At 58.6% G+C, this 24,510-nt stretch carries 25 protein-coding genes and 1 pseudogene; 19 read left to right on the top strand and 7 right to left on the bottom strand.

Annotation, left to right across the window (positions count from 1 at the left end):
- Positions 1 to 55 precede the first annotated feature (55 nt).
- From murA to L0H14_RS07000, 4 genes are read left to right on the top strand one after another with little or no spacing between them, the layout of a single operon-like run.
- Entirely contained in the window at positions 56 to 1,378 is a 1,323-nt protein-coding gene (murA, locus tag L0H14_RS07015) for a UDP-N-acetylglucosamine 1-carboxyvinyltransferase (protein WP_301417211.1), read from the top strand.
- Positions 1,379 to 1,397: 19 nt separating this feature from the next.
- Entirely contained in the window at positions 1,398 to 2,105 is a 708-nt protein-coding gene (locus tag L0H14_RS07010) for a 1-acyl-sn-glycerol-3-phosphate acyltransferase (protein WP_301417209.1), read from the top strand.
- A 9-nt stretch (positions 2,106 to 2,114) separates the two neighbouring features.
- Positions 2,115 to 3,149 carry an NAD(P)H-dependent glycerol-3-phosphate dehydrogenase gene (locus L0H14_RS07005; protein WP_301417207.1) on the top strand — a complete coding sequence of 345 codons (1,035 nt, stop codon included), beginning with the start codon at positions 2,115 to 2,117 and terminating at the stop codon, positions 3,147 to 3,149.
- On the top strand, positions 3,146 to 4,291 hold the full coding sequence (locus L0H14_RS07000) for a D-alanine--D-alanine ligase family protein (RefSeq protein ID WP_301417205.1): 1,146 nt from the start codon (positions 3,146 to 3,148) through the stop codon (positions 4,289 to 4,291). Before L0H14_RS07005 ends, L0H14_RS07000 begins: the two co-directional genes overlap by 4 nt.
- On the opposite strand, the gene L0H14_RS06995 is transcribed toward L0H14_RS07000, so the two are convergent.
- On the bottom strand, positions 4,292 to 4,840 hold the full coding sequence (locus tag L0H14_RS06995) for a DUF3515 family protein (protein ID WP_301421544.1): 549 nt from the start codon (positions 4,838 to 4,840) through the stop codon (positions 4,292 to 4,294). It lies immediately after the preceding gene.
- A 170-nt stretch (positions 4,841 to 5,010) separates the two neighbouring features.
- Between L0H14_RS06995 and L0H14_RS06990 the strand changes: the two genes are divergently transcribed.
- From L0H14_RS06990 to coaD, 4 genes are all read left to right on the top strand, one after another.
- Entirely contained in the window at positions 5,011 to 6,081 is a 1,071-nt protein-coding gene (locus L0H14_RS06990; RefSeq protein WP_301417202.1) for a DAK2 domain-containing protein, read from the top strand.
- On the top strand, positions 6,081 to 8,279 hold the full coding sequence (locus tag L0H14_RS06985; protein WP_301417200.1) for an ATP-dependent DNA helicase RecG: 2,199 nt from the start codon (positions 6,081 to 6,083) through the stop codon (positions 8,277 to 8,279). The genes L0H14_RS06990 and L0H14_RS06985 overlap by 1 nt, the downstream gene beginning before the upstream one ends.
- A gap of 3 nt (positions 8,280 to 8,282) precedes the next feature.
- Positions 8,283 to 8,852, top strand: a complete 570-nt coding sequence (locus L0H14_RS06980; protein ID WP_301417198.1) for an RsmD family RNA methyltransferase — start codon at positions 8,283 to 8,285, stop codon at positions 8,850 to 8,852.
- Between the two features lie 64 nt (positions 8,853 to 8,916).
- Positions 8,917 to 9,387, top strand: coding sequence for a pantetheine-phosphate adenylyltransferase (gene coaD, locus L0H14_RS06975; protein WP_301417195.1), 471 nt, complete (start codon positions 8,917 to 8,919; stop codon positions 9,385 to 9,387).
- Between the two features lies 1 nt (position 9,388).
- On the opposite strand, the gene L0H14_RS06970 is transcribed toward coaD, so the two are convergent.
- Positions 9,389 to 10,159 carry a helix-turn-helix transcriptional regulator gene (locus L0H14_RS06970; protein WP_301417193.1) on the bottom strand — a complete coding sequence of 257 codons (771 nt, stop codon included), beginning with the start codon at positions 10,157 to 10,159 and terminating at the stop codon, positions 9,389 to 9,391.
- 91 nt (positions 10,160 to 10,250) lie between these two features.
- On the opposite strand from L0H14_RS06970, the gene L0H14_RS06965 reads away from it, so the two are divergent.
- From L0H14_RS06965 to L0H14_RS12500, 7 genes are all read left to right on the top strand, one after another.
- The gene (locus tag L0H14_RS06965) at positions 10,251 to 11,579 is read left to right on the top strand and encodes an MFS transporter (protein WP_301417191.1); all 1,329 of its coding nucleotides are present in this window, start codon (positions 10,251 to 10,253) and stop codon (positions 11,577 to 11,579) included.
- 160 nt (positions 11,580 to 11,739) lie between these two features.
- Positions 11,740 to 12,333, top strand: a complete 594-nt coding sequence (locus L0H14_RS06960; RefSeq protein WP_301417189.1) for a DUF177 domain-containing protein — start codon at positions 11,740 to 11,742, stop codon at positions 12,331 to 12,333.
- A 21-nt stretch (positions 12,334 to 12,354) separates the two neighbouring features.
- Positions 12,355 to 12,558, top strand: a complete 204-nt coding sequence (rpmF, locus tag L0H14_RS06955) for a 50S ribosomal protein L32 (protein ID WP_301417187.1) — start codon at positions 12,355 to 12,357, stop codon at positions 12,556 to 12,558.
- 64 nt (positions 12,559 to 12,622) lie between these two features.
- A complete protein-coding gene (gene rnc / locus L0H14_RS06950; RefSeq protein ID WP_301417186.1) occupies positions 12,623 to 13,294 on the top strand; it encodes a ribonuclease III in 672 nt (223 codons plus the stop codon).
- Positions 13,287 to 14,213: a bifunctional DNA-formamidopyrimidine glycosylase/DNA-(apurinic or apyrimidinic site) lyase gene (gene mutM / locus L0H14_RS06945; RefSeq protein WP_301417184.1), complete on the top strand. Its 927-nt coding sequence runs from the start codon at positions 13,287 to 13,289 to the stop codon at positions 14,211 to 14,213. Before rnc ends, mutM begins: the two co-directional genes overlap by 8 nt.
- Positions 14,214 to 14,288: 75 nt before the next feature.
- On the top strand, positions 14,289 to 14,672 hold the full coding sequence (locus L0H14_RS06940) for a nucleotidyltransferase family protein (protein WP_301417182.1): 384 nt from the start codon (positions 14,289 to 14,291) through the stop codon (positions 14,670 to 14,672).
- Positions 14,673 to 14,684: 12 nt separating this feature from the next.
- Positions 14,685 to 14,900 (top strand): DUF86 domain-containing protein, encoded by a 216-nt coding sequence (locus tag L0H14_RS12500; protein WP_367618703.1) that lies wholly within the window; start codon positions 14,685 to 14,687, stop codon positions 14,898 to 14,900.
- A 138-nt stretch (positions 14,901 to 15,038) separates the two neighbouring features.
- Here L0H14_RS12500 and L0H14_RS06935 read toward each other — a convergent pair whose 3' ends face one another.
- Positions 15,039 to 15,956 carry an Abi family protein gene (locus L0H14_RS06935; protein ID WP_301421545.1) on the bottom strand — a complete coding sequence of 306 codons (918 nt, stop codon included), beginning with the start codon at positions 15,954 to 15,956 and terminating at the stop codon, positions 15,039 to 15,041.
- Between the two features lie 169 nt (positions 15,957 to 16,125).
- Positions 16,126 to 16,527 carry a hypothetical protein gene (locus L0H14_RS06930; RefSeq protein ID WP_301421543.1) on the bottom strand — a complete coding sequence of 134 codons (402 nt, stop codon included), beginning with the start codon at positions 16,525 to 16,527 and terminating at the stop codon, positions 16,126 to 16,128.
- Between the two features lie 301 nt (positions 16,528 to 16,828).
- Here L0H14_RS06930 and L0H14_RS06925 point away from each other — a divergent pair, with 301 nt between their 5' ends.
- Positions 16,829 to 17,059: a hypothetical protein gene (locus L0H14_RS06925; protein ID WP_301421542.1), complete on the top strand. Its 231-nt coding sequence runs from the start codon at positions 16,829 to 16,831 to the stop codon at positions 17,057 to 17,059.
- Between the two features lie 164 nt (positions 17,060 to 17,223).
- Here the strand turns inward: L0H14_RS06925 and L0H14_RS06920 are convergent, their stop codons facing one another.
- From L0H14_RS06920 to L0H14_RS06910, 3 genes are all read right to left on the bottom strand, one after another.
- Positions 17,224 to 17,658 carry a hypothetical protein gene (locus tag L0H14_RS06920; protein ID WP_301417173.1) on the bottom strand — a complete coding sequence of 145 codons (435 nt, stop codon included), beginning with the start codon at positions 17,656 to 17,658 and terminating at the stop codon, positions 17,224 to 17,226.
- Between the two features lie 230 nt (positions 17,659 to 17,888).
- Positions 17,889 to 18,269: a hypothetical protein gene (locus L0H14_RS06915; RefSeq protein WP_301417171.1), complete on the bottom strand. Its 381-nt coding sequence runs from the start codon at positions 18,267 to 18,269 to the stop codon at positions 17,889 to 17,891.
- Positions 18,230 to 19,426 carry a hypothetical protein gene (locus L0H14_RS06910; RefSeq protein WP_301417169.1) on the bottom strand — a complete coding sequence of 399 codons (1,197 nt, stop codon included), beginning with the start codon at positions 19,424 to 19,426 and terminating at the stop codon, positions 18,230 to 18,232. Before L0H14_RS06910 ends, L0H14_RS06915 begins: the two co-directional genes overlap by 40 nt.
- A 399-nt stretch (positions 19,427 to 19,825) precedes the next feature.
- On the opposite strand from L0H14_RS06910, the pseudogene L0H14_RS06905 reads away from it, so the two are divergent.
- The 3 genes and pseudogenes from L0H14_RS06905 to L0H14_RS06895 form a co-directional block, all read left to right on the top strand.
- A pseudogene (locus L0H14_RS06905) lies at positions 19,826 to 20,281 on the top strand (zinc finger domain-containing protein); the annotation flags it as partial.
- Positions 20,282 to 20,336: 55 nt separating this feature from the next.
- On the top strand, positions 20,337 to 21,419 hold the full coding sequence (locus tag L0H14_RS06900) for an LCP family protein (RefSeq protein WP_301417167.1): 1,083 nt from the start codon (positions 20,337 to 20,339) through the stop codon (positions 21,417 to 21,419).
- Positions 21,416 to 24,340 (top strand): glycosyltransferase, encoded by a 2,925-nt coding sequence (locus tag L0H14_RS06895; protein WP_301421541.1) that lies wholly within the window; start codon positions 21,416 to 21,418, stop codon positions 24,338 to 24,340. Before L0H14_RS06900 ends, L0H14_RS06895 begins: the two co-directional genes overlap by 4 nt.
- The last annotated feature ends 170 nt before the right edge of the window (positions 24,341 to 24,510 follow it).

Genomic DNA, 24,510 nt, shown 5'->3' with positions numbered 1-24,510 from the left:
AGACTGGTGCGTGAGAAGCCTCGTCGCTGCGGGGGTATGGAGGGTAGAAACATCAATGTCTAAAGTGTTGACCATTCACGGAGGGAAACCCCTCAAGGGATCCGTGCCCGTTCGCGGTGCTAAGAATCTGGTCCCGAAGGCGATGGTAGCTGCCCTGCTGGGCTCGAAGCCGTCAGTGATTCGCAACGTCCCGGAAATCCGGGACGTTGAGATTGTCACCGGCCTGTTGCGTCTGCACGGCGTTGTCGTCGAGCACGATAAAGAGGCCGGCGAGATTTATATGGATCCATCCGGCGTCAAAACGGCCAATAACGCCGAAATTGATGCTTTCGCGGGTGACTCACGCATTCCCATCCTCTTCTGTGGACCCCTCATGCACGCCGTCGGCGGAGCCTTCATCCCAGACCTGGGCGGCTGCAAAATTGGTGACCGACCCATTGACTACCACTTAGACGTACTGCGCCAATTCGGTGCTGAAGTCTCGAAAGAACCGACCGGTACCTACATCGGCGCCCCACACCGGCTAACCGGTGCAAAACTCGAACTCCCTTACCCTTCCGTGGGGGCCACCGAACAGGTGCTACTCACCGCGGTGAGGGCCGATGGCATCACCGAGCTCAAAGGTGCAGCTGTGGAACCCGAGATCCATGATCTCATCCACGTGCTGCAAAAAATGGGTGCGATTATCACGGTGCAAACCGACCGCACCATACGTATCGAAGGTGTGCCGGAACTCAGTGGCTATAATCACGTAGCCCTCAACGACCGCAATGAGACCGCTTCGTGGGCGACCGCTGCACTGGTAACCGACGGTGATATTTTTGTCGAAGGCGCAACCCAACGGGACCTGACCGCGTTCTTGAACGTCTACCGTAAAATCGGTGGCGAATTTGAGGTTGATGACAACGGTATTCGCTTCTGGCGCGGCGGCCAGGACCTCAACCCGCTGGTACTGGAAACCGATGTGCACCCCGGATTCATGACCGACTGGCAACAGCCCCTGGCCGTGGCACTGAGCCAAGCCCACGGTGTCTCCATCGTCCACGAAACCGTGTATGAGAACCGCTTTGGTTTTACCGACGCTTTGGTCCGCATGGGTGCCTCCATCCAGCTGCATCGCGAATGCTTGGGCTCCGTACCGTGCCGTTTTGGTCAGCGTAACTTCTTACACTCGGCTGTGATTTCCGGTCCAACCGACTTGAAGGGCACAGACTTCAACATTCCTGATCTGCGCGGCGGGTTTTCCCACGTGCTGGCCGCACTGGCAGCCGAAGGAACCTCCTCAGCCACCGGTATCGAAGTCATCAACCGCGGCTATGAGAAGTTCTTCGAAAAACTTGAAGGACTCGGCGCCGACATCGAAGTCACCGAAAACTAACACCGGAGTCCCATACACTGTGTCCTACCCATTAGGCCTACGGGCAATGTACTTTGGCGCGGCTGCAATTGTCCGGCCTGCGAATATGCTCATGATGCGCCGCGACTGGAAGGGTCAAGAAAACCTGCCCGATACCGGCATGATCTTGGCAGTCAACCATATTTCGGATCTCGATCCGCTGTACATGGGCCACATGGTGTATTCAACGGGACGCTTACCGCACTTTTTGGCAAAAAAGGAACTCTTCGAATTGCCTGCCGTAGGCAAGCTGATTACCTCCATGAAGCAGATCCCAGTGGACCGTGCAGGGCGCAGTATTGACTCATTGAAAATGGCCGAAGAAGTGCTTGCCCGAGATGGAGTGATTATTATCTATCCCGAAGGCACGACCACAAAAGACCCAGATATGTGGCCTCAGATTGGTAGGCTCGGCATGATACGCCTGGCGCTCACCACCGGTGCACCGGTGATCCCGGTTGGCCAGTGGGGGGTCCATGAAACATTGCCTAAAGGCGACAAATTGCCCAAACTGTTTCCACGGCGTACCTCAGCAATCCGGGTTGGTACCGAGTCAGACCTCGAGTGGCTTCGCACCATGGGGAAGCCGGGGCAACGAGATCTGACAGACGCGACCGAACAGGTCATGTCAGAAATCACCGACCTGATGGCACCACTGCGCGAGGGAACCCCTCCAGAGACACGATATAATCCGGCGAAAAACCGTTAAGGAGTCCCCATGACCACCGATCAAGTTACCGTGGCCATACTGGGTGCCGGGTCGTGGGGGACCACTTTCGCAAAGGTCTTAGCCGACGCCGCAGCTTTCCGAGAAGAAGACATCACCATCCGCCTGTGGGCCCGGCGTGACGAAGTGGTTGACGACATCAACACCAACCACACCAACAGCGAATACCTCGACGACATCGTGCTGCCCGACTGCATTACCGCATCCAACGATGCAGCCAAAGTCGTACGCGGTGCCGAACTCGTGGTCGTTGCTGTTCCCGCCCAGCAAGCGCGCACCACGCTGCACCAGGTGGCCGACGCGATCGGGGAACGGGCCATTCTCGTCTCGCTGATCAAAGGGCTGGAACAATCAACACAGGCCACCATGTCCAAGGTGTTTGCGCAAGAACTGAACTTACCGTCCGAACAGTTCGTGGTGGTTTCAGGGCCAAACCTGGCCAAGGAAATTGCCCGGCAGGAACCCACAGCCACCGTCGTGGCCTGCGAGCACGAAAACACTGCAGAATGGGTCGCGGCAATGACGGCGTCGGAATACTTCCGGCCCTACCGCAACACAGACATTCCCGGTGTAGAACTCGGGGGAGTCGTCAAAAACATCATCGCCTTGGCTGTTGGCCTAACCGATGGTCGGGGCTTCGGAGACAACTCTAAAGCTTCGATCATTACCCGCGGGCTGACCGAAACCACCAGGTTGGCCACCGCACTGGGCGCGAATCCGGACACGCTAGCGGGACTGGCCGGGCTCGGCGACCTGGTGGCCACCTGTGCCTCACCACTGTCGCGCAACCGGACAGCCGGCAAACTCTACGGCCAAGGGCACACCACCGAAGAGGTTATCTCCCAGATGCGCCAAACCGCAGAAGGCGTGAAGTCTGTTCCGGCCGTAGTGACTCTGGCACATTCAGTCAACGTCGAAATGCCCATTGCCGAAGCCGTCAACGCCATTGTGGCCGGCACCATAGAAATCCATGACATCGCTTCGCTGCTGCTTGGCCGCGACCTGAAACCGGAGGCACGACTATGACCAAAACTGTTCTCGTGTTGTTTGGCGGCCAATCGCCAGAACACCCCGTGTCCATCGTTACCGCAGTCGGTGTGCTCAACGCACTCGACACCGGCCAGTACACACCCATCCCGGTGGGTATTAACCAGCGCGGCGACTGGGTGCTAGCCGGCAGCCACCAGCCAGAAAATACCGAATGGTCGGTGGCAACGCTGACCAACCAGCAGCCCGCCGAAAGCACCCACACCACCGCCCTGTCGGACACGCTGCCTGAAGTACCCGAAACCCAGTCCCCGGTGGCCCTGCGCAAGGTCAACTCGGACACCCAGCTCGTTGATGTTGACGGCAACGTCATCGCCACCATCGATGTGGCCTTCCCACTGCTGCACGGCCCCAACGGGGAAGACGGCACCGTCCAAGGACTCTTTGAAACACTAGGTGTGCCATACGTAGGAGCCGGGGTACTTGCCTCCGCGGTTGGCATGGATAAGCACTTCATGAAAATCGCGTTCCAGTACGCTGGGCTGAAGGTAGGTCCCTGGGTCACCATTACCGACGCCGACTGGCAGCACAACCGTGATGCTGCCCTGAGCCGAGTCGCCCAACTGGATCTTCCATTGTTCGTGAAACCCGCCCGCGGCGGATCATCGCTGGGTATCAAACGCATCACCATGCTGTCTCAGCTGGAAGAAGCCATCGAGCATGCTCGCGAATTTGACACCAAGGTTGTGATCGAAGAAGGCATTCTGGGCCGCGAAATTGAATGCGGTGTGCTGGATAGTTTCAACGGCGCCCGAGCCAAAGCATCCTATCCGGGCGAGATCGTCGTCACCGGCGAGGACAACGTCGAGTTTCAGTTCTACGACTTCGAATCCAAATACCAATCAGCAGACAGTGCTGAACTGTCGTGTCCGGCAGATCTGCCCGAAGACGTCACACAGTTGGTGCGAGACCAAGCCGTACGCGCCTTTGAAGCGGTGGACGGCGCCGGCCTGTCAAGGGTGGATTTCTTCTACACTTACGACGACGAACTGGTCATCAACGAGATTAATACGATGCCCGGGTTCACGCCGATCTCCATGTACCCACAAATGTGGCAGCGTACCGATGTAGAATATCCGGACCTTATCGATTCGCTGTTGCAGCTAGCTCAGCAACGTTAGCTACGAGCCAGGTGTTGCTTCCTCCTGCGGGGCAGCACCCTCGGGAATCTCCTCAAGGTCGGCCTCACCCGGGACCACCTCGGTATCGGACGGATCCGTACATCCACCATCGGACGGAATCCGCGCCGCAGCATTGCCAACATCCACCATCACCGATGACGACGAGACACGCTCACCATCAAAGAGCACTTCCATGGCCGGTTCACGACCATACGTGGTGATCCGCCAGTTCGTACCTTCCTCACGAGCCACCCAGTCCACACCATTGGCACTGACACACTCATCGGTGGTTGGCCCTGGACTCTGCACACCACAGCGGAAGACCGCCGCAGCAGGCTCACCCCATGCGGCAGTCGACTGGGAATCGGTACGACGACGTTCATGCCCGGCAATCTCCTCTGGCATCGCCACCATAGCCTGGGCACACAACGGGTCGGTGGCATTGGGGGCCACTTCGATATCTGCTACCAGCGAGGTACACGCGGTCAACGTCAACCCACTCACAACAGCAACTGCAGCACCACGAAGAACGTGCGATCTTTTAGCCATACTGCTAGCCTAAAGCACTTGGCTGACAGCCCTTGTCACTGTTCGCCCGTGGCGGGCGTCGACAACAACTCATCGCCCCTACAGCGCGCGCCAAACGTGACACGGTCGCCAGGCGATACTATGGTGGCATGTGATATAGGCCCTTTGCGGGCGGAATGAAATGATGCAACATGACTGAAGTGAAGCAACACCCCTCTCACACCGGTGCTCCAATGGACCACGGGTCGGCCAAGCTTATCTTCAATTGGTTAAAGCTTGCCGAGTCAGCACTCGGGAATAACTCTGATCGGCTCAACGCCATCAACATCTTTCCCGTCCCTGATGGCGATACCGGGTCAAACCTGTATCACACGGTCGCCGCAGCAACCCGCGCACTCGAAAATGTGGACGAAGACGCCTGTGTTGGCGCAGCCCTCAATGTTGCCGCCAGTGCCGCACTGGATCATGCTCAAGGAAACTCCGGCACACTGGTCGCCGTGATGCTCAATGCCCTGGCCGAACCACTTGCAGAAGCACCACGTCTCACAGCGCCGTTGCTTTCCAGCGGGTTGCAACGCGCCAGTGCCGCCGCCTGGGCCGCACTGTCGGATCCCCAAGAAGGCACTATGCTCACCATCTTGGATACCGCCGCCGCCACCGCCAGCAACTACCGAGCCTCGATCACAGAACTTCCGCAGGATGCGCAAAACTCTCGCAAGACCCTGGGGGAGATGTCCTCGCGCATCGTCGAAACCGCGTGGATGGCCGTAGGCGAAACCGAGAACCAGCTCGCTGAACTCACCCGAGCCAAAGTCGTGGACGCCGGCGCAACCGGCCTGCTGCTGGTATTCGATGCCCTGCGAGCCACCATCTATGGTGAATCGCTGGACCCAGAAATCTTAGAATCCATTCACGGCTTCCACGTTGCTCACCCACACGTTCACCAAGACATGGAAGTCGCCGAAGCCTACGAAGTCATGTGCTCGCTGCAGCTCACCCCGCTGGATGCCGCCACACTGCGCATCGGGCTGAACGAAGTCGGCAACTCCGTCATCATGAGCCCGATCAACACCATCGAAGATGACAATGGCACCATCCGCTGGCGCGTTCACGTCCACGTGACCGAACCCGACGACGCCATGAAGCTCATTCGGCCCCTGGGTGAGACCGAAAACCTTGCCATCACACCGCTGCACATCAACAACTCCGAAGAACCAGCCTGCAGCCCCAGCGCGGAAGCCATCACAGAAGAACTCAACTAGTGGATCCGTTCAACCAACCACTCGGGCCCCTTCTCGGTGAAAAAACCGCCGAGAAACTGGCCAAACAGCTCGGGCTCACCACCACGGGGCACGCGCTGAACTACTTCCCACGCCGCTACATTGAACGCGGTGAACTGACCCCCATCACCCAGCTACCGCTGGGTGAACAAGTCACGGTCATCGCCAGGGTCATATCGGCCACCAAACGCCAGATGCGGTCGCGCCGCGGATTTCTCGTCGACGTTACGGTCTCAGATGAAGCCTCCGACGCCGGCCTGCCCGGCATGTTGTCCATGGCGTTCTTCAATGGCTGGGCCGCCGAACAACAACTGACGCCCGGCACCCTGGCCATGTTCCACGGCAAAACCTCCACCTACCGTGGCGAGTTGACCCTAACGAATCCGGACTTCACGGTATTAGATGACGAATATGATCCCACCGAAGCCGATCTGGCGCCGATGCCCGTGTACCCGGCCAAGGCAAAACTGCCCACTTGGACCATCCGCTCGGCCATCGACACGGTGCTCGAAGCCATCAACTGGTCGGCCATCTCAGACCCTGTGCCCCAAGAGTTCCTGGAGACCCTGTCGCAGAGCCTGCCGGCACTCTCCGACGCCTATGAACACATTCACCGGCCCGCAGAGGTCAGCCAGGCATATGCGGCACGACGACGCTTCGCCGCACAAGAAGCCCTGATCCTCCAAACGCTGTTGGCACGACGACGCCAACGAAACCGCACGACCATCCCGTCCACCGCGTATCCGCGAACGGACGACGGCGTTTTGGCACACCTGGATGCACAACTGCCCTTCGAACTCACCGAAGGCCAACAACAAGCCGGTACAGAAATCGCCGCCGAACTCGATGCCATCCAGCCGATGTCACGCCTGCTACAGGGTGAAGTGGGCTCGGGCAAAACCTTAGTGGCGCTGCGAGCCATGGCACAGGTCGTGGACGCCGGAGCTCAGGCCGTTATGGTTGCACCCACCGAAGTCCTGGCCGGCCAACACCACCGGTCCATCACCAATACGCTGGGCCAACTGGCAACGTCCGGGCAGCTCACCTCGTGGCAGGGGCCCGCTACCGAAGTGGTCTTGTTGACCGGGTCGATGACCTCCGGGCAAAAACAAGAAGCCCTCCTGAAAATTACCACCGGACAAGCCGGCATCATTATCGCCACCCATGCGATATTTTCCGACAACGTCCACTTCGCCGACCTGGGGCTGGTCGTGATCGATGAGCAGCATCGCTTTGGTGTAGACCAGCGCGAGGCACTACGTCAGGCCAACCCCGGGGTGCACATGCTGGTCATGACCGCCACCCCGATTCCACGTTCGGTAGCCATGACGGTCTTCGGTGATCTCGATGTCACCGTGCTGACCGGTCTGCCCTCCGGACGTCAACCCGTCACCACGCATCTGGCACGCATTGCCCACGGACCGCGCATCATCAACCGTGTTTGGGAGATCATCGCCGAAGAAATTGCGGCCGGCCACCAAGCATTTGTCGTGTGCCCAAAGATTGATCCCTCCGATATGTCTACAACACAAGACGCCGATGATCCCTCATCGGATGCCCATGCGGCCAACGTCCTGGAGATCACCGAGACACTTGACGGTATGCCGATGTTCTCCAACGCCAGAGTAGCCAGCCTGCACGGACGCCAAGATCAACAAACCCAAGATGAGATCATGAGCCAGTTCGTGGACGGCGAGATCGATATCATCGTGGCCACAACCATTATTGAAGTCGGCGTGGACGTACCAAACGCCACCGTGATGGCCATCCTAGATCCCGAATACTTCGGACTTTCCACACTGCACCAGCTCCGCGGCCGCGTAGGACGTGGCGAAGCCGCAGCGCAGTGCTTTCTGGCCACCAGGCTGCCAGATGACCACCCATCACTGGATCGACTATCGGTTATTGAAGACACCGAGGATGGTTTTGAGATCGCCAAGGCGGATGTCGAACAGCGCGGTGAGGGAGATGTACTCGGCGCCGCCCAGCACGGTTATGGATCCCAGCTCAAAGTCCTCAAAGTCATTCAGCACGCAGAACTCATCAGCAAAGCTGCCACCTGGTTAGACGAAGCGCTTGCAGCTGACGAGCAGTTGAGCGCCTATCCGCAGTTGGTTGCAGCGGTCAAAGCCTGGGAGACTGACCATGAAGATTCATCAGACTATCTAGAGAAGACCTAACCTATGTCGAAAATCGTTGCCGGCCAAGCCGGGGGACTGCCGCTGAAAGCTGTGCCCGGCTCGTCCACGCGGCCAACAACTGAACGAGCAAAAGAAGCAATCTTTTCCTGGCTTCAGTCACGCGACTGGTTGGACAACAACGCCGTACTGGACCTCTACACCGGTTCAGGGGGCCTTGCGGTCGAAGCAGCTTCGCGCGGGGCAGCCAGCGTGACCGGCGTGGAAGCCGCACGCAAACCCGCCCAGATTGCCGAGCACAACGCACAGATCATCAATGAGGCGCTGAACCGTGACGTCGTGACCATCAAACAGTTACCCGTACAGCGCTTCCTCGGGTCGACCGAGCCATCCAGTTGGGATCTGGTGATAGCCGATCCGCCCTACGACATCGACGAAGACGAACTGTTGGCCATGATCGCCCAGGCATTCCACGTCCTCATGGATGACGGGCTGTTCGTGTTGGAAACCGCCTATAAATCAGCTGAGCCGATCTGGCCCGACGACGTCTATGTGGTCGATGCGCGCAGATATGGTGAGGCGATGGTCTATTTCGTGCGACGAAACGGATACTAACGATTCCTGCAGCCACGCTGTCTGAACATAGCAGCCCGGTGCAATATCCGATACATTGACGACTATGCAACGTGCAGTATGCCCCGGATCATTTGACCCTGTCCACAACGGCCACATCGAAATTATTATTCGAGCCGCCTCACTCTTTGACGAAGTGATCGTCGCGGTATCCAATAATCCGGCGAAAAACTATCGTTTCAGTCTGCAAGAGCGCATGGATATGATTTCTGAAACGCTCAAATCAATCCAAGGTGTCATCGTGATGCCGTTGGGAACCGGGCTCATTGCAGACTTCGCGCGGGAACAGGGCGCACAAGCCATGGTCAAAGGGATTCGCAACTCTACGGATCTGAACTACGAAATGCCTATGGCAACGTTCAACCGCCATCTGTCCAGTGTGGAAACCGTCTTCTTGCCCGCAGACTCTCGCTACCAGCACGTCTCCTCAACGCTCGTCAAAGAAATCGTCGGATTCAAAGGCGATATTACGGATTTCATTCCCTATGCCGTTGCACAACGATTCGGGCTGCGCTGAATTAGTGTTCTGCTGGCCTGGCACTCTGGAGGGAGCGACTGTAGCTTCCAGGAGTCATACCGACCAGATCAGTAAACGCATCAATAAAGGCACTAGGGTTGGCCCACCCGCAGGCTATCGACGTGTCAGTAACTGAGCGACCTTCGGCCAGTAATAGCATGGCGTGGTGCACCCGCAACTGTGCTCGCCACTGACGAAAGCTCATGCCGGTTTCGCGGTGAAACAGTCGGCTCAGCGTGCGTTCGCTGGCACCAATCTTCTTACCGAGCGCTCCGAGGGTAACCGGCTCTGCCATGTTGTGTTGAACCAAGTGTGTCACAGCCTGCAGTCGCTCATCGTGTGGTTCTGGCAGATGTAAGGGTTGCTCAGCGGCTGCCGCAAGATCATCGATGAGAACTCGCCGTAGGCGGTTCCGCGCGGCCGTAACTCGCGAGTCGTCGCCAGTAAGTGTCAGCGCAGCCTGACGCGCAAGTGGCGACACCACGAGTACAACTGGATGGGCGGGCAGCAAGTGTGCCAGGTATTTCGGAATGAACATGATACGCATATCGGTCATTCCGTGGGCACGATGCTGGTGTGAGAAGCCAGCTGGAATCCACACGGTGCGGTTGGGCGGCGCAATCCAGGAACCTGCATCGGTAACCATCGACAGCACCCCGGTAGCCGGGTACACCAGGTGACCTTGCGGATGGGTGTGAGCAGGGGTGACGAAATCGTGACCTAGGGCATGAATTTGCTCCGGCACAAGTGAATCGAGGCGACTTTCAGGCATAAGCAGTCACTTTAGCAGTTGCACGACAGGACAATTGAAGCTGAAGTAGTGAAGGTCGCTTTATTTTCCCAACCCGTTGAGGAGTTCATCCGTGCACGCTGATGAGCATGTAACGTTCGCCGAGTACCCTGTCCCCACCACACAATCATCTGGTTCCACCGAACTCGGCATACCGATCGAAGCACCACGCGGAAAGTGGAGCATGGTGCTGCTGGCCACTGGGCTGATTCTGATCGGCCTGAACCTGCGTATCGGCGTCGCCGCTATCGGACCCGTATTAGGTGATATTCAGGCGTCCCTGGGTCTGTCTGCAGCCACGGCGAGTTTGCTGACCACCATCCCCGTCTTTGCCTTTGGGGTGTTTGCGTTTTTCACGCCGATGTTGATGCGGCGCTTGGGGATGCACCGCTTGCTGGGGGTGACCATGCTTGTCTTGGCCACCGGAATCCTGTTGCGCTTCCACGCCAGTCTGACGTCATTATTTCTTGGCACGCTCCTTGTGGGCGCAGCCATTGCGATCGGTAACGTGGCCATGCCAGCAGCAATCAAAAAAGACTTTCCCCACCGCGCGGGCCTCATGATGGGGCTGTACTCGACGGCCCTCTTTGCCGGAGCGGCTGCTGCTTCGGGACTCACCGTTCCGCTCTTGCCCCACGTTGGTGACGACTGGCGTGCAGGTTTAGTCGTCTGGGCCATCCCGGCAATACTGGCTGCTGTCATCTGGATCCCTCAGCTGCGACGCTCGGCACGTCGACATAAAGTCAGCAACCATGGTGCCAAGGCGCCATCGAATAGTGGCCAACCCACTATGCTCTCGTTGCTGACCGACCCAATCGCACTTGGTGTCACCACATTCATGGGTCTTCAAAGCCTGAGTTACTATGTTGCCCTGACCTGGGTCCCGACGATGTTCCAAGACGCTGGAATGAGCGCAGCGACTGCCGGTTGGATGCTGGCCTACTCGGCATTTCCTGGCGTCCTGACGTCTTTGTTCATGCCGACAATAGCTCAGAAAATGACGACGACGTGGCTGCCTGTAGTGTTCGCGACTGCACTGATCGCAGTGGCGTTTCTCGGAATTGGTATGAGTCCGATGGCAAGCCCATACCTCTGGATGACCCTGCTGGGCCTGGGCCAAGGCGCATGTATCAGTCTGTCACTGAGCTATATCGTCTGGCGCTCACCAGACACCGAGCATACTGGCCAACTCTCTACGATGGCCCAAGGGTATGGGTACCTCGTAGCCGGCCTAGGTCCGCTAGGTATGGGGGCACTCTATTCTGCTACTGGCAGTTGGACCGCCCCACTGGTCACGCTGGGGATTCTCCTTGTTGTCCAGTTGGGGGCCGGCATCGTAGCCAGCCGCCCAGTCTATATTCTGGGCCACCATGCCACAGCAGAAACTACTGCAGCACGGTGACCCATTTTAGGATGTCCGATCGATTTTGTGTTTGGCATTGTATCCATTAGAGTGGTGTGCTGGCCTTGACTGAATTTTAGTGAGACTAAATATTCATTCACCCGGTATGTACCGGCAAAGCAATAGACTCTTTATATGAGCAAAACAGGAGGTGGAGCTCATGTCAGAAAACAGCATTCAATCAGGAGTAACACTTCCTGATGAAAAGAAACCATGGGTCGTAGCGGTCACTGAGCTGATCGATACACCAGGCGCATCTGAAGAACTTCAGGTGACTTGGCCGGCCCCTGCTGAGCTCGCGGTTCCGCTCCTCGGAGTCGAAAAAGGTTCAGCAATGCAGGTGGATGTCCGACTCGATTCAGTCCACGAAGGCATCTTGGTATCCGGCACCGTTGACGGCACGCTCACAGGGCAGTGCTCGCGGTGCTTAGATCCCATTAGCCAAGCCGTCACCATCGACATTCAAGAATTGTTCCAATTTGAGTTCGACCCCATGGTTGATGAGGACGAACAGCACATGGTGGAACATGGCTTTGTCAATGTTGAACCAATAATGCGTGATGCCCTGGTATCCTCGTTACCGTTCCAACCCACGTGTTCACCAGACTGTGAAGGTCTCTGTGATCAGTGCGGTGTCCGCCTCGAAGAAGCAGGCCCGGATCACTATCACGAACAGTTGGACCCCCGGTGGGCTGCATTGGCGAACTTTGTTTCCGGTGATGAAACCGAAGAAACTTCATCCGATAACTCGTAAGCAACTAGAAAAGAGATAACCGTGGCTGTACCAAAGCGGAAAATGTCCCGTTCCAACACCCGTTCACGTCGGGCCCAGTGGAAGGCCAGCGCTCCAACACTGGTCAAAGTCGTAGAAAACGGCAAAGTAGACTACCGTCTGCCACACCAGGCCCACGTTGTATCCGACTCGGCCGGCACTCCACTCTTCATGGAATACAAAGGCCGTAAAGTCGCAGACATCTAAAGTGGCCCGCTCAGCAAAATCCACGCCCCAATACTCGTGGGCCGCTGAGGACACAATAGAACACTTGTCGAAGCATCTCGGAGTCACATTTGATACCGAGATGCTTCGACTTGCGTTAACACACCGCTCCTATGCATTCGAACACGACGGATTGCCCACAAACGAACGGTTAGAGTTCCTTGGCGACGCAGTACTGGGTGTACTGGTCACCGACTACCTCTACAAAACCTACCCGGACGAAGCAGAGAGCGAGCTAGCAAAAAAGCGCGCCTCGATCGTCTCCACGGTTGCCTTAGCCCACGTCGCACGCCGGGCCGACATCGGCCCACACATCTTTTTAGGTGAAGGCGAGATTCGCACCCACGGTGGTAATAAAGACTCCATTCTGGCAGATACATTCGAAGCCCTCATCGGGGCAACCTATCTGCATGGCGGATATGACGACGCCTGGATCATTGTGGAAAAACATGTCATCCCGTTGCTCGAGGATGAACACATCATGGGTGCCGGCAAAGACTGGAAAACCCTGGTCCAAATTGCCGTGGACAAACACAATATGGGATCCATCGAATACCAGATTGCAGGCACCGGACCGGATCACGACCGAACCTTCACGGCCACTCTGGTCGTTGGCGGCATCACGTATGCCACCGCTGAAGCGAAAACGAAAAAGGACGCTGAACGACTCGCCGCCTGGCACAGTCTCAGCGACATCGAAAACCGTACCCATGCCTGAACTACCTGAAGTTGAAGTTGTACGACGCGGCATCGAACAATGGGCCACCAACGCGCAAATTATCGCGGTTGAAGTACTAGACCCACGGAGCCTGCGCCGTCATGTTGGCGGCCCAGAAGACTTCATAGCTCGACTCACCGGCCAGCGTTTGGCGGTCGGACAGCGTCGCGGTAAATATCTGTGGATCCCAATCGATGAAGGCTACAACGCCGTGGTGGTCCACCTGGGAATGTCGGGGCAGCTGCTCATTTCACAACCCGATATTCCCGATCAGAAGCACCTAAAGATCCGCATCACCTACACCACAGGCGAGAGCATCCAAGAGCTCCGGTTTGTTGACCAGCGCATCTTTGGCGGGTTGTATCTGGACAGCTTGCTGCCCACACAGGATCAACCAGGCGAACTCATTCCCAGCACGGTGATGCATATCGGTCGCGATCCACTGGATGAACACTTTGACACCGAAGTGATCTTTCTCAAACTGCGCAAGCGTAAATCGAGTCTGAAACGAGCCCTGCTTGATCAGTCCTTGTCCTCGGGCATCGGCAATATCTACGCCGACGAAGCGTTGTATCTCGCCGAACTGCACTATGCTCGTCCGACAGAGACGCTGACACGTAAGGAAGTCTCCAGGGTCTACAAAGCTGCTGAACAGGTCATGACATTAGCGTTAGCCCAGGGTGGGACGTCCTTTGATGCGTTATACGTAAACGTCAACGGCGAATCCGGCTACTTCGAACGATCCCTGCAGGCCTATGGACAGGCGGGCGAAGAATGCTCCCGGTGCGCGGCTCAGCGATCGGCCGGTGAGCTCGAGGCGCGCCGCGGCCCCGGCGTCATCGTCCGCGAGAAGTTCATGGGTCGCTCCTCCTACCGCTGCACGGTCTGCCAACCCAGGCCGCGTAAGGGCCGGTGGTGAGCGTGACTCGTGCCTGGTCAGACTTGCAATGGCTGTCGTCAACTCCTACGAGCTGTGGCTGAATGTGGGGAATAGATGCGGGTTCTCGGGGCAGTCTGGGACCTGCTTGCGGAGGGCTCGAAGTGGCAGGTGGTCGCAGGCGTCGAGGCGGTATCCTGGAGGCGTGACGGACCCCGCCTCGACGCCCGCCGCGACGAGTTCCAGGCACTTCTGGCCAAGTACGCGGCGACGAGCCCGAGGCTGTTCGGGTCGGTCGCACGCGGCACCGCACGCGAGCGTAGCGACATCGACATTCTCGTCGAGATAGATCCCGCGGACGGGAACCTGCTGATGCGTGCATCCGGGCTCATCGAGGAGACCCGGGCACTCTTTGGTCGCGACGACATCGACGTGTTCCCGGTACAGCTGCTCAAGCGGCCAATCTCGCGGTCAGCTCTCGAGGAGGCGGTCGCGCTATGAGTCGCGACGCCGATCGGCGAGGCGGCGAACCACCTGCCGACGGACATCACCGGCGCAGACCCTGAAATCGTCTGGCCGCAGATCCGCGGCTTTCGGAACATCCTCGTCCACCAGTACTTCGGGGTCGACGCCGCCGTCGTCCGCGACGTCGTCAAGACCTACCTCCCGCCTCTCGCCGAGGCACTACGCCGGCCCGGTGCACCCCCGGTGCGCCCCGAAGATGGCTAGCCTGGGAGTTGCATCCTGATGCACTAACCCTTCGCTCAGGCTGCGCAGATTTCAGCGCAGGTCCTGTCATACCGGCGGTCGCACGGCATGCCCCAACGTGATCGACGATGGGACGCGCCCGAGAGGTCGAATAGCGACTTAGCGATTCCAGAGCGGGCTCGCGCTGGACCAGTCGTTCGATGCACCCATGTGCGTGATCGGAACCGCCCGCACGGACGGGAATGTCTTGAGCACGACCGGCAAGAACGTCGGCCGCCCCACCTGGAGCCGGTCCAGGAGGAACTGGATCATCGTCAGCTGGCCGAAGGTCCGAGACCAGTCGGTGGCGACCGCGTCAAGGTCCGGTTGCCGGCCCACCGGCGGCAGCTTCGGTGAGAGCGCATGGACGCGGTTGAACAGCCGGCCATGGTGCGCGCAGATATTGCGGACGATGTTCAAAGCCTTGAGCCAGCTCGTCAGCTGCGGTGCGCTCAGCCCGCACACGTCAGCGACTGCATCTTGGACGCCGCGCGGTGCGAAGCCGTACAGTCGCGTCAGGCCGCCCCAGCCGAGCAGCTCGACCGCCGCCCAGACCGGCAGGACCCCGCCGTACTTCGCGTGATGGTGTTCGACGAAGTCCTCGCGTGACTGCTCCAGCTCGAACTTGTATCCCGTGAGCCAGTTGCTGTAGGCGTCACCACGGCGTGCCGTCGGACCGAGCATTCCGGGATCCAGATGCGCGCAGGGGTCGACGCGCCCAAGCTCGTGACCGAGCAGCGCCCGGACCGCCAGTTCGATGGGAGTCAGGACGGAGAAGGTCGCAGTGCGCAGCCTGGCGTCGAAGTCGTAGAGCGCGATGACGTCGCTGAGACGGGTCCCGGGGTAAAAGTCGTCCTCGCGCCCCGTCTTGGACTGCTTCCGGAACGGATACCAGTACCCGCTCAGACGGTAGTAGTTGACGCGTTGCAGCGTGGTCCGGGCGGTGTCGCGATCCCCGACGTCCATCCCGCGCTCAGATAGCAGATCGATCTGCTCGTCGTAGGACTTGAACTCCTTGACCCCGTTGTCCAAGTACACCACCCGAGAAAAATGAGGACCGGCCCTGGACCTACCGAAGTAGGCGGAACCGGTCATGATGGGACTATCGTATCTTGCCCCGGGACTCGCCGCAACCTCGCATCGGGAAGGACGTCACGGATGTGATCGACATCCGCATGCTGATCTTGCCCAGCAGGAAAGCAATCCGTCAGCCTGAGACGTGTCGGCGTAGGTACTTGGCGGTGTGGGTCTCGCTCGCTGCGACCATCTGCTCAGGAGTTCCTTCGTAGACGACGCGACCGCCATCGTGTCCGGCTTCGGGTCCGATGTCGATGATCCAGTCGGCGGCGGCGACGATGTCGAGGTTGTGCTCGATGACGACGAGTGTCGAGCCATCCTCGATGACTTGGTCGAGCAGTCCGATGAGCCGGGAGATGTCGGCGATGTGCAGTCCCGTAGTGGGCTCGTCCAGGACGATCGTGCGGCCGCGGGTGCCGAGTTCGGCGGCGAGTTTGAGGCGCTGACGTTCGCCTCCGGCAGCCATCGGCGACCAGGCCAGGTTCCCGACCGCCGGACGCGTCTCACGCACCCTGGGCGAAGCAACCGACAAGGCTAACGACCCCGAAGGCGCATACCGGCATGCTGTCGGCTTGTTCCTCGACGGATTCTCTCAGCGAACCGGCTGACGAAGCTAATGACCCTGTTTGGCACCAGTCCTTCACGTTCGGGGACATGGTAGCGATTCAGTCCATCTCTGGATGCTCAGAAGATCTGGAGGAGACACGATGCCCGAGGAAGAACTGCTCGACGTCGTCGCCGCGGCGGAACGCCACCGCTGCAGCACCCAGACCATCTGGCGACGTATCAGGCAGGGGGTTCTCCCGCGCGCAAGGAGAACGCACAAGGAGAAGGTGAGCGGCCGCGACGGACCTCCGGTCATCAAGACCTTGATCCGAGTCTCAGACCTGAATGATGCGTTCGAATGGACCGCACACGAGCAACATGTCCGGAGAATCCGGGACGCTGCGCCGCCATTGACGGACGAGCAGGCAACGGCGATTCGCAAGGTCTTGATGGATCATCTCCGTGAACGGGACGCCATGCGAAGACGACGACCCGGAGAGCCTGGATCGTCGACGTAGAGCAGGGCTCGATCTGCGCTCTCGCGGGCGCGTGATCCGTGCGAGCGGTTCATGAGTTGGGGCTCGTTTCTCTGCCTACATTGTCCGCCCATATCGCGCGTCCCGCGCTGGTAGGCCGCGACTGAGGACAGCCGGCAGATCCGGCCAACCCACTGGTGCAGCTTCTACCACTCGAACAGGAAACCGCAGGCGTCCATGGGGATGACGTCCTGGAGCAGGCGGGCCTGCTTAGGGCCGGTCAGGTCTACCGTAGCGACTTCGTCACGGAATCGGTCGGTGAGCCCTGCCATGGGTTGCAGCGGCATGGTCGCGAGCACCGACGGAGAAAGACCTCTGACCGCTTGTCTCAATGGGCCCCAGATGCCTGCTAGTTCCGCGGTTCCCGTACGGTAGGGCCAGTACTCCTGGAGCTGTTGCACCTCGTCAATTGAACGCTTCGCAAGTATGGTCGGATCGATCGAACCGACGGCCTGCTCGGAGGCCTGACGACGAGTAGCGACCGTTTCGATGTCGGCACCGCCACGCCGACCCGCTCCTGCAGACTCCCTTCGTGTTCGACTTGGTCCACCAGATGCGCGTACCCGAGGTCTGCGGTGCATAGATCATGGGTCGTTTCGCTCACCACCCAGTCGGAGACGAGTAGCCGGCCCATGAAGCGGTTGCGCCCAGCGATGCGGTTCAAGTTCATGTTTGCGCCGCTGAAGACGACGTCTTCGAGGCCTTTGAACCAATGCTCTGGATTGTCGCGACGATGCGCATGCGCGAGCCGCTCGCCGTACCACCTGTCGCGGACAAGCAGCGACCCGACGAACGGCACGAGGACGTTGATTCAGTGGTCCAGGTCGCATCTGTCCTCAGCCAGCATCTCCAGCGCCGTGGGGAGCCGGGGCTCGTACTCGTCCCACAGGGCGTCGACGAAGCGCACGCCGTGCTGGCTGAAGGAGGTCTCGAAGTCGACGTCGTAGAGATCGTGGGCGAAGCCGATCGTTTCGGCTCGGGCCTGGTGCGGCTGAGGAGATCCAGGCCGCATCACTGTCAGACGCCGGCTTCGGTTGGGTTGCTCCTGGTCGCTGGAGAACCTCCACAGGAGCGCCGCCGGTATGAAGTGGTCGCGCGCCAATTGCTTCTCCCAGTCTCGTCTCATGCCGAGGATGCTGTCTGGCCTGTCCGTCACATGCGGCGGAACCAGTCGGCGATCGCCTTCCACCATGATCCGCGTGACGCCTGCTTGTACTTCGACGGTCGGGCCGTCAGGCCAGCGCTATTCACGGAGGGGGCCTCCCGAGCAGCTTCTGCGGCGGCAGGGCAGTGATCGGTCGGTGCTGCCACGGGCGGGCTGGGGGCGAACTCGGACGATGCTTCAGAGGCGGGCGCGTCGTCGGGTAGCGGCAGGCTGTGCTCGTCTGTGGTCGCCCCATCCTCCGGCTGGATTTCCGGCGGCGTCGGCGGCTCCAGTTGTTGCCCCGGGTCCGGGGCCTTACCGGCGGTCGGCAACGCGGCGCGTCGTCGTTCCGCCTGCGCTGCTTCAGCGCTGGCGAGGTCGTCGCGCAGTGCCCAGACCCGCGCCCGTGCCTCACGGCCGTTGCTCTTCGTCAGGACGACGGCGTGGGCTAGCACTCGGTCGCCGTTGATGATCTGCGCGAGGACCGTTGCCAGTGAACGTTCTCCGCGGATCAGTGTTCCGCGGTCGGGGTCGAACGCCGCGATCGACCCACTCGCGTAGAGGCGGGCGGTGCGCTCCTGCGAGGCGTCTTCCCACGGCTTCTGCAACTCGCGGCGGTCGTCCTCGTTCCGCACGGCTACGTAGATGCCGCCATTTTCGAAGACTTCCTTGTTGAACGCTTTGAGCGCGCGGGTCCGCGGTGCGTTAGGTGGCTGCCAGGGGAACATCCATATCGTGCGTGCGGCCCCTTTTGACGAGCGCTGTGCCGTTCGCCGGAGGAAATCGGTATTCCATCGCTGGTACTCCAGGACGAGGTTGTGCTCCGGTAGGAAGACGTCCGCGCGCGTGAGCGAGTGCTCGACCACTGCCGCGGCACCCAGGGTCTGCGCAATCTTGAACAGTCGGCCCTTCATCCACAAGTGTTCGTCGCCTTCTGGCCCGCCGCCCCCGACGAGCTTGGACGGGTCCTGCTCGACCTCGCCTCGCTCCACGCGCATCTCGACCAGGTTGTGGGAGCAGCCTCCGGAACGGACCGCGAGGAAGCGCAACTCACTCCGGCTCATCCGCTTGGCCATGAGCAGGGTGTCACACGACTCGACTATGCACTTCACGCGGATGGCGGGGTTCTTGTAGATCAGCTCCCAGTCGGCCTGGTGATTGACGCAGACCTCGACCGGGCCGTTAGTGCCGGGCAGATCCAGCACGAGCCCGCGGATCCTGACGCGCTGAGTCCGGTGCGAGGCATGCCGCTCCCGCTCGGTTGCATTAGCGACAGGGAAGTCGCCGACGCTGGGCCGCTTCTTTCTGCGTGGTTTCCGACCTGACGAGTAGTAAGCCATATCCCATTTATACCAGTGCCCTCTGACATTGGCCGCTGCTCGGGTCCGTGCTGCCAAAGCGCGGTCTCGATCTGTGGCACGCGCGTGGCGAGTCCTGCCTCCTGTGGTGTTCTCGACGCTACGCATGGCCACCGACGACGGTCCTTAGCCCACACCTTTGTCTGAGGCATGAAGGCTGGGCGGCGCATGCATCAGGCCAGGCGGATCCGGCGACACCGCAGACACCGACCCGGCTGACGAACTCTCCCTTCAACCGAGCCCCAGCCCCATTCAAGTCGGAACTCGTACTCTAAGATGTGCGTTGGCCGCGTCGTGGAGAAATCCGCCGGGCTGAAACGAGCCCTGCTTGACCAGTCATTGTCTTCGGGCATCGGCAATATCTACGCTGACGAAGCGTTGTATCTCGTCCAGCTGCACTATGCTCGTCCGACGGAGACGCTGACACGTAAGGAAGTCTCCAGGGTCTACCAAGCTGCTGAACAGGTCATGACATTAGCGTTGGCCCAGGGTGGGACGTCCTTTGACGCGTTATACGTAAACGTCAACGGCGAATCCGGCTACTTCGACAGGTCATTGAATGTCTATGGTCGAGCAGGTGAGGCCTGCTACCGGTGCCTCGAGTCAGGCGTCGAGAGCCTGATCACACGTCGCAAGTTCATGAACCGGTCGTCGTACTATTGTCCGAGGTGCCAGCCTGTGCCTCGACGTGCACGCTGGTAAAAACGTCTATACTCGTGCCTAACTGTGTGCCCAAACAGAAAGAAGCAGCCTACAGATGCGCAAACCGCCAACGCCAAAGCGTGCCGGCCGTGTTCGCCCGCCACGCCGCGGGGCAGCTTGGTCGATCCTTGCCTCGACGGCATTGGTAACAGCCGCTGGTGTTGCAGCAGCATCCAGTTTCTCGACACAACTGGCTGAAGAATTCGATACGAACCGCGAGACAGTACAAACCGGTATTGATCACACCACTGAGGCGTTTGAAGATGGCGAAATGAACATCTTGGTGCTGGGTTCTGACGCTCGCGACGGAGAAGCACAAGAAGACCAACGGTCTGACACCATGATGTTGGTACATATTCCAGAAACGCGCGATGAGATGTATGTCATGTCCATCATGCGGGACCTGTGGGTTGAGATTCCTGAAGTTGGGATGTCGAAAGTAAACTCGGCCCAATCCCACGGCGGTTATCCACTGACCATCCAGACCGTCGAAGGCCTGACCGGCGCCGACATTGATCACATGGTGATTGTCGACTTTGACGGCTTTAGCGATCTGACCACTGCTCTGGGCGGGGTAGAGATTGAAAATGATATGGCGTTCTCCGCAGGACAGGCCAATCCGTCGTACTATCCAGAAGGCACGATCCGGTTAGAAGGCACCGATGCGCTGCGGTTCGTTCGCGAACGCAAAGCTTTCACGGACGGCGACTACCAACGTGTAAAAAACCAACAAAAATTCTTAACCGGCATCGCAACCCAGGTGTTGGATTCTTCGACACTGACCAACCCCTCGAAAATATCCGATATGGTCAGCGCATTTACGCCCTACCTGACCGTCGATGAATCCCTCGATGCTCAAACACTGGTGAACTACGGTATGTCGATGAGTAAGATGCGAGCTTCGGGCATCACCAGTTTCACCATTCCAAACGCTGGTACCGGTACCACCCAGGGTGGCGCCTCCGTCGTCTGGCCGGATGAAGAAGAACTGGAAAATATGCGAAGTGCCATGGAAAACGGTTCGATGGATGAGTACGTCAAAGAGCTCGAAAAGCGCCAGGAAGAGCAGGCTGATGGCGCTACCGATGAAACTGGCGAAAATGTCACCGAAGAACCAGGAGTTGACGCACCACAGTGACCCGCCGCCTCCTGCTCATTACCCATTCATATTCTCCTGAATCCACTGCGCCTCAACGACGGTGGAAAAAATTCTTATTCGGCCTCTACGACGCCGGATGGAATGTAAAAGTCCTCACCCCACCGGCAGACCCACGCTATGTAGACGAAGCTCAAAAACCCGAGCCTCACGTAACGGTTCGCCGGACGCCTCACGTGAGTTCGCTACCGGACAGTCGGGCAGGCCGGTTGGCCAAAGCTGTCGTGCACGCAGCAACCTCGGTGCCCCTGGCTCTGACCCAAGACGTTGATGTGGTCGTGGCAACCGTGCCGGCATTACCGAATCTGGTTGCCGGTCGAGTGATCGCCTGGATCAAAGGGGTGCCCTATGTCGTAGAAATGCGCGATGCTTGGCCAGATCTGATTTTTGAATCTGAAAGCGGTGGCAAACTCTTCGGCACGCTTGTTGCCGACGTGGTCACGCGCATTCAACGCTCTGCAGATCAGCTCATTACTGTGACCAAGGGTTTCGCAGAAACACTTGAACAGCGCAACATGCCCCCAATCGAAGTGATCTCCAACAGTCGTGCTATTGAACAGATGCCGCCGATTGAAGCACGCGCACGAGCAGCTGGGGAACTGCATGTCCTCTATCTGGGCAATCACGGTGAATCCCAGCAATTAGAACTCGTTATTGAAGCGGCAAAGATCGCCCGGCAACAAAATCCGAACATTTCGGTTCGGTTCGTGGGGGAGGGGACCCAGAAAGCCAATCTTGAGACCCTCAACACACAAGCAGGTCAACCGGTGACCATGCTGCCCGCTTCGTTTGGGGAAGCAACACTGCAGCATTATCAATGGGCTGATACCTGCATGGTGACACTGCGCTCGGACTGGGCAAGTTTTGCCCACACAGTTCCCTCCAAGACATATGAACTATTGTCCTATGGGAAACACATCACAGGGATTGTCTGTGGTGAAGCAGCCGCCATATTAGGTCAAGCTGGCGAGCACGCCCTTGTTCCCGATGATGCGCATGCCCTGGCCGAAACGTGGTTAGGCTTAGCTGCGAACCCACAATCAACCCCGACACAGGAAACTGCTCGTGCCTGGGTTACGGCCCACGCATCCGATGCAGCACAAATCGAGAAACTGGATTCAGTCTTGAAACGAAATGTCCCAGCACAAAAAACCACGGGATTGCTGCAACGCTCCACAACTGCTGCTTCGATCTCTACCACGGCTGCGCTTGAGCATCTCAAGAACAACCGTGCGCTCTTTGGTCTCCTGGTACTTCGTCGGCTGCCGCAACACCTGCGTGAGCCCATTGCTAGCGCGGCGTCCAAAGTTCGCGGTGGACCACTGGATACGGTATCGGCGGTCGGCAAAGCCGTTTCAGGTCGCAACGATGAATTGATCGACCAAGCCAAAGAACTCCTCGGGCAGCGTGGCGCTGATCGGAAAATCGTAGATTACGCCCGCGTCTTTATTGCACTGGGGGATTTAGAAACCGCGGAGTGGTTACTCGACCGTGTCAGACCAAATGCCAAAGGTTTGCAATCAGCACGCGCTTGGACCGCATGGACCTGCGGCAGCTTGGTTCAGGCCGTCGAACTGATGAAGACCGCAAAGCGTGAACGCAAAACCGTCGAGCGCTGGTCCTCTGAGCTAGAAAGCTTCCAAGGTGCTAAGCCGCAGCTTGAGCCCGTTGCTGCATACCAACCTGTCAAGAACCGTGTGCTGCACGTCTTAACTAACTCGTTGCCCCACACGCCATCTGGCTATGCGCAGCGCTCACATTCGATCATGGTGGCCCTGCGCGATAAAGGCTGGGACGTCTCTGCTGTGACCCGTATCGGGTGGCCGATCACTACCGGAGCACTCCTAGCAGATTCTCGCGATGAGGTCGAAGGTATCGGGTATCAGCGACTTCTACCGTCACAACTAGCACTGCACTTTGGCGACCGTATCCAACAAAACGCTGACATGCTGTTGGAATATGTTGTAGAGCGCCGTCCAGCCATGCTGCATACGACCACCCACTGGACCAATGCGATTGTCGTTGAAGCAGTAGCAAACGCAGTAGGCATCCCGTGGGTCTATGAAGTGCGCGGACAGCTGGCAGACACCTGGGCTTCAGCCCGAGGAGATGATGCTGTCGAGACCGACTACTACCAGCTGTTCCAGGCCCGTGAGCAAGAAGCCACTCTGGCTGCGGATGGACTCGTCACCCTGGGTGAGCAAATGAAGCACAATCTGGTCGACTTCGGTGCAAACGAACACGACATTGTGCTGTCTCCAAACGCAGTGGGCGGACAATTCCTAGCAGAACCGGGGGAGACCCGAGATGCTCGAATTGCTCTCGGTCTAGATCCTGACCTGGAGTACGTCGGAACGATTAGTTCCTTGGTGCCCTACGAAGGTCTCGAGACTGTTGTAGAAGCCGCAGCATTGCTGATGCCGGAGCGTCCCAAGCTCCGGTTACTAATTGTTGGTGACGGCACAGCATTACCCAACATCATTGCCACTGCGAGAAAACTGGGTATAGCCGACCGATTAATCACGCCGGGCCGTGTTGATCGAGAGCAATCTCACCTGTACCACCAGGCCCTGGATATTTTTGTTGTGCCGAGGCTTTCCACCAAGGTCACGCGGATGGTTACCCCCATGAAGTCTGTCGAGTCTTCAGCCAGCGCCAAGCCGGTTATCGCATCAGATCTGCCAGCTCTGTCGGAACTCGTAAATCACGATAAGACTGGCTTATTGGTGCCGGCTGAAGACACAGGTGCTTGGGCGGATGCGATTAACGGATTACTAGACAATCCGGCCCAAGCCGCAGCGATGGGGCAAGCTGGGCGCCAGTGGGTATTGACTGAGCGAACGTGGGAAGCAAACGCTGAGAAATATGATCGGTTGTACCGGGAAATCTTAGATTTTAGTTAAGGAATATGCAGCCATTAGGTTCAATGAACCTAAGAAGTCGAACTTTTGACTTATACTTGGTTGCTGGATAACTTTGAATCCTTATTGGTACCAAAAGCAAGAAGGTATCAAAACGTGCCGTGTGAAGGATAGTGAATGTCGAACATCTCTAGTGTTGCCGTGATCGGACT

Origin of the sequence: Yaniella sp. (assembly GCF_030453185.1) — a bacterium.
Lineage (GTDB): Bacteria > Actinomycetota > Actinomycetes > Actinomycetales > Micrococcaceae > Yaniella.
This window is presented reverse-complemented; position numbering and strand designations above follow the sequence as displayed.